The sequence below is a fragment of the Boseongicola sp. genome, assembly GCF_057460485.1.
In genome coordinates this window covers 1-5,156 of sequence record NZ_JBVCWP010000269.1, presented here as the reverse complement: position 1 = coordinate 5,156, position 5,156 = coordinate 1, and the positions used below count along the sequence as shown (strand labels likewise).

3 protein-coding genes and 1 pseudogene are annotated in these 5,156 nt (G+C 57.6%); 2 read left to right on the top strand and 2 right to left on the bottom strand.

Features of this window, described 5'->3' with window-relative positions; genetic code table 11:
- Both AC221Y_RS20000 and araD read left to right on the top strand, forming a co-directional pair.
- Positions 1–1,032: IS1380 family transposase (locus AC221Y_RS20000; RefSeq protein ID WP_486708160.1), on the top strand; the 1,032-nt coding region annotated here is incomplete at its 5' end.
- Between the two features lie 312 nt (positions 1,033–1,344).
- A complete protein-coding gene (gene araD, locus AC221Y_RS19995; protein ID WP_299752379.1) occupies positions 1,345–3,075 on the top strand; it encodes an L-arabinonate dehydratase in 1,731 nt (576 codons plus the stop codon).
- 483 nt (positions 3,076–3,558) lie between these two features.
- On the opposite strand, the gene AC221Y_RS19990 is transcribed toward araD, so the two are convergent.
- On the bottom strand, positions 3,559–4,593 hold the full coding sequence (locus AC221Y_RS19990) for an MBL fold metallo-hydrolase (protein WP_299752382.1): 1,035 nt from the start codon (positions 4,591–4,593) through the stop codon (positions 3,559–3,561).
- Between the two features lie 202 nt (positions 4,594–4,795).
- Positions 4,796–5,156, bottom strand: a pseudogene (locus AC221Y_RS19985) (DDE-type integrase/transposase/recombinase); the annotation flags it as partial.

The window sequence follows — 5,156 nt, the reverse complement described above, 5'->3', positions numbered from 1 at the left end:
GCCGTTGATGCCAAGGCCGCGTCCGCGAGCCAGATGGGACGGTTCGAGACCGAGGTGTTGGCGACGACGGACAATCGCGCTGCACTGGCTGATCTGTCGGGACAGTGGATCGACCGGGTTCATTCCGCTACGCCACCCAAATGGGTCACGCTGGACATGGACAGTTCAGTCAGCCCGACCCATGGCGTGCAGGAGGGCACGGCCTGGAACGGGCATTTCGGCTGCATGTGCTATCGCCCGCTGTTCGTCTTCAACCAGTTCGGCCATCTTGAACGGTGCGCTCTGCGCCCGGGCAATGTGCGCAGCGCCGACGGATGGGAAGAGGTTCTGAAGCCAGTTATCGCGCGATATGCGGAGCGTCACCTGATGCGGTTCTTCCGGGGCGATGCCGCGTTTGCCATTCCCGATCTCTATGAGACGCTGGAAGCCGAGGGGTATTTCTACGCCATCCGCCTGCGTGCCAATCGTGTCCTACAGGGCAAGGTTGCGCACCTGCTCAAGCGCCCGTTGGGGCGTCCGCCGAACCGCGTCCAACGCTTCTACGGCGACTTCGACTGTCAGGCAGCGTCCTGGGACAAACCCCGGCGCGTTATTGCCAAGGTCGAGTGGCATCCGGGCGAGCTGTCCCCCCGCGTCGGCTTCCTCGTCACCAACCTGCCGATGGACCCGGACTGGATCATCCACTTCTACAACCAGCGTGGCACCGCCGAGCAGCACATCAAGAAAGGCAAGCAGGCGATCAACTGGACGCGGCTGTCCTGCAAAAGCATGGCGCAGAACGAGGTCCGGCTTCAGCTTCATGCATTGGCCTACAATCTCGGTGTCTTCCTGCAAGGCACAGACCTTCCACAGGAGATGGCCGACTGGTCGCTGACAAGCCTGCAAACCCGGCTGATCAAAATCGGTGCGAGGGTCGTCCGCCACGCCCGCGCCATCACGTTCCAACTCGCGGAAGTCGCTGTCAGCGGCGATTTGTTCAACCGTATTCTGAAAGCAATCCATCGGCTGCGCGCGCCACCGGTTCCCACATGAGGATGTCAGCATCAAAATCTGAGGAAAAGCGGCTCGATAGGGCTGTCCAAACATGTGCTGATCAAACCGAAAGCCGTGCAGACCCAGCCTACGTGACCAGAAATCACGCTCGACTTGCGCTCCAGATGCCCAGAAACTGGCACGGCGCGCCAAAGAGTCTTGATTGCTACGCAATCGGGCGTCAACATCACAAGGACGGCGTTCTACTTGGGGAATGTCGGCTTAATCAACTGTCACCAAGTTTTGGGCATAGCTCAAGTCAATTCGATCACGTTCTTTCCCACTGTTTTCATCTATCGAGAATCTGCCTCCATGACGAAAAAACCTGAAGATCTGCGCTCTGCCCGCTGGTTTTCACCGGATGATTTACGGTCTATGGGCCACCGAAGCCGGGCGATGCAGATGGGCCTTTCCACCGAAGACTGGGAAGGCAGGCCAGTCATCGCGATCATTAACACATGGTCTGATCTCTCGCCCTGTCACCACCATTTGCGCGACCGCGCAGAATGGGTGAAACGCGGCATCCTGCAGGCGGGCGGCATGCCGGTCGAGATGCCGGTGCATTCGTTTTCCGAGCAATTCCTGAAGCCGACTTCGATGCTCTATCGGAACATGGGGGCGATGGAGGTCGAAGAGACTTTGCGCGCCCACCCGATTGACGGGGCTGTGCTAATGGGGGGCTGTGACAAGTCGACGCCGGCGCTAGTGATGGGGGCGGTTTCGATGGGGCTGCCGTTCATTTATATGCCCGCCGGTGCGATGCTGCGCGGGAATTATGCAGGGCAGAAGCTCGGCTCCGGCACGGATGTCTGGAAATACTGGGATGAGCGGCGCGCCGGCACCATCGACAAGGAACAGTGGGACGGCGTGCAGGGCGGGATCGCCCGATCCTATGGAACTTGCATGACCATGGGTACGGCCTCGACCATGATGTCGATCGCCGAAGGTTTCGGCCTCACACTTCCCGGAGCCTCCTCGATCCCGGCGCCCGATGCGGGACATAAACGCATGGCGTCGGCCTGTGGGCGGCGCGCGGTTGAAATGGTCTGGGAAGACCTGACGCCAGACAAAATCATCAACCGGGACTCCACACGCAATGCCAGCATCGTTGCTATGGCCACAGGCTGTTCCACCAACGCCGTCATCCACCTGATCGCCATGGCGCGGCGCGCGGGCGTGGATTGGGGACTGAATGATCTGGATCAGGTCGGTCACGAGGTGCCGGTACTGGCCAATATCCGGCCCTCGGGCACCGAATACCTGATGGAGGATTTCTTTTATGCAGGCGGCCTGCCTGCACTGATGAAGGAACTGGGCGACAAGCTGGACCTCTCGGTCACCACCGTCACCGGTAAAACACTGGGTGAATGCATCAAAGGCGCGGTGAACTACAACGACGATGTGATCCGGCCCTTGTCAAACCCGGTCTATCACGAAGGCTCGCTTGCGGTTCTGCGCGGAAACCTTGCGCCTGACGGGGCGGTGATAAAACCCGCCGCGATGGACCCGAAATTTCAGGTGCATTCTGGCCCGGCTATCGTGGCCGATAGCTATGCCGAGATGAAGACTATCATCAATGATCCCGATTATCCGATGACTCCCGATCACGTGCTAGTATTGCGCAACGCGGGGCCCCAAGGTGGGCCGGGAATGCCCGAATGGGGGATGATCCCGATGCCACGCGCGTTACTGAAAGACGGCCATCGGGACATGGTTCGATTGTCGGATGCGCGAATGTCGGGGACATCCTATGGCGCATGCGTGCTGCATGTCGCACCAGAGGCCTATGTCGGCGGACCGCTGGCGCTGATCCAGAATGGAGATATCATCGAGATGGACATTCCGAACCGGTCGCTTTCAGTAAAGATTTCCGGTGAGGAAATGGATGAGCGCCGTGCCGTCTGGACCGCTCCCGAACCCCGTTATGAACGCGGCTACGGCCAGATGTTTGCGCGGCACGTCGAGCAGGCGGACAAAGGGTGCGACTTCGACTTCCTGACGACGGAATTCGGCGCGCCGGTCCCCGAGCCGGAAATCAACTGATGATACGTCTTGCGACCGCCTTGACCGGGATATCCGGCTCTAGATCAGGTGCCCGCCAAAATTGGCTTGGCAGGCAACAGCTTACTCTTTGCAGACCGATGGGGAAAACATAAGGCAAGCCCTATGTGACGGATGCTGCACCGCACACATTTCGACGTTAAGGGCGAGTTGCTGCCATTCTCTTCAGGCGCGAGCGCGAAAGGCGATTCCTTCAAAAGCGGACCTACAACTGGCCACGAAACCGCGATTTCCCGCTTGAGCGCTTCTCGGACGCCAAGCAAAGTTCCGCGTCACTCAAACGACCCAAGTGGCGTCCGAGAAACCCGCACCAAAGGAGAAGTTTGGTCCTGTGCAACGGAGGTCGATTTTGCGCCCAAGTAATCTCCCTCAGAGATCGCGTAAGGGGTTGAGGTCCGTCGATACTGGGTAACTTTGAGAATGCCCGCCGTCGGTTTTCAGGCTATATCCGGGGTATTGCAAGTGCTATTCGATCGCTTCGACCGGTCCTCCGGCTTCCTGCCATGCGGTGAAGCCGCCGGGAATGTGCGCAACGTTTATCAGGCCCAATTCATTGGCTATCTCAACTGCGAGAGTGGATCGTTCGCCGATGGCACAATAAAGCAAAATCCTGCTGTTTTTGGCGAGTCCCGCCAGAGGGCCACTAGACCGACAATATTGATCAAAATGTCCGTATGGTGCGTGAATCGAGTTGGGGATCGTGCCGTGGCGGCGGCGTTCGCTCTCTTCCCGGATGTCTACGAGATGACAGTCAACCGAAGGCCACCCTGAAAGGATTTCATCGACCTCCAGCACTGGGACGCGATGTTGCGCGGACATCCTGAGGCCGAGTTTCAGGTTTTCGGGAACTGCCACGTCCATCATTGCTGGGTTGGCGAGATTTAGGTTGTTCATGATCTCAGCATACTCTTCGGCCGAATTTACTTGCAGACGTGGGTTGTTGTGGCGCTCTTCGCCAATCGTGCTGACCGTGTCACCTTTGTAGTCGTGGCCTGGATAGACCACCGTGTTCTCTGGCAGCTTCAGCAAACGCTCAAACAAAGAATGGTATTGTTCATAGGGATCGCCATTCTGAAAATCAGTGCGGCCTGTCCCGCGGATCAACAGCGTATCGCCGGTGAACACCCGATCATCCATCAAAAAACTGTAGCTCTCAGCCGTGTGGCCCGGGGTATGCAGCGCAGTAAGTGTCAAGCCTTCGATCGTCAGCGGATCATTGTCACGCACTCGCATGGACACCACATCGGCTGGAGATTGTTCACCCATTACGGTCGTGCAACGAGTGGCATCGCGCAATTTGCCCATGGCGCTTACATGGTCGGCATGTATGTGGGTATCGACCACCTTGACCAGCTTGAGGTCCAGTTCTTCAAGCAGCTTCAGATAGCGGCTGGTTTGCTCGAAAACCGGATCGATCAGCAAAGCTTCGCCACCAGGCCGACTCGCAAGCAAGTAAGTGTAGGTGCTTGATGTCTTATCAAAGAGTTGTCTGAACAGCATTTCCCATATTCCCCTATTGTCCGCGCTCGATATTTCCAAACGAAGCCGCACCTCATAAAGGCCACTCACTCTAACACATTACGGCAATTCTTGCCAGAACGACGTCGTTAAAGCGAAAGCTGCACTGCGGAGCCAAACAAGGGTGCAAGGGTGCCGTCAGACAAATGCGAACCAGTCTCTCCAAGGGCAATGAAGCTGCCTTTTATGCCGATCTGAGTTGGCGCCACTCGCTGAGAGCGACGGCCCGGTTAAGCTTGAAATTGGCACGTGAATAAAGGTGACGTTCGTGGTTGGAATGATTGTGAATTGAGGCGTCGACGAAGACGAATTTTTTGCAAACTTCGCATGCGCCGGAACCGAAGCATCGCCCGTTCTCGTCGTCGAAACGGCCCCTTTTCATGGTTTGCAAGCAAACCACTGTCAGGCAGCGGGTGTGAATTCTCGGCCCGGTTGTTGAGCCAGCGCCCTGCTTCCTGGCGATCTGCGTTGCCGATGACCTTCATTGCGGCGCCGTAAGACCGCAGTAGATCGGTCACGATGACATGTGGTTGGCCAAAGTGCTT

Excerpts from the sequence above, each read along its gene's own strand:
- araD (WP_299752379.1), top strand. The coding sequence starts at position 1,345 with ATGACGAAAAAACCTGAAGATCTGCGCTCTGCCCGCTGGTTTTCACCG.
- AC221Y_RS19990 (WP_299752382.1), bottom strand. The coding sequence starts at position 4,593 with ATGCTGTTCAGACAACTCTTTGATAAGACATCAAGCACCTACACTTAC.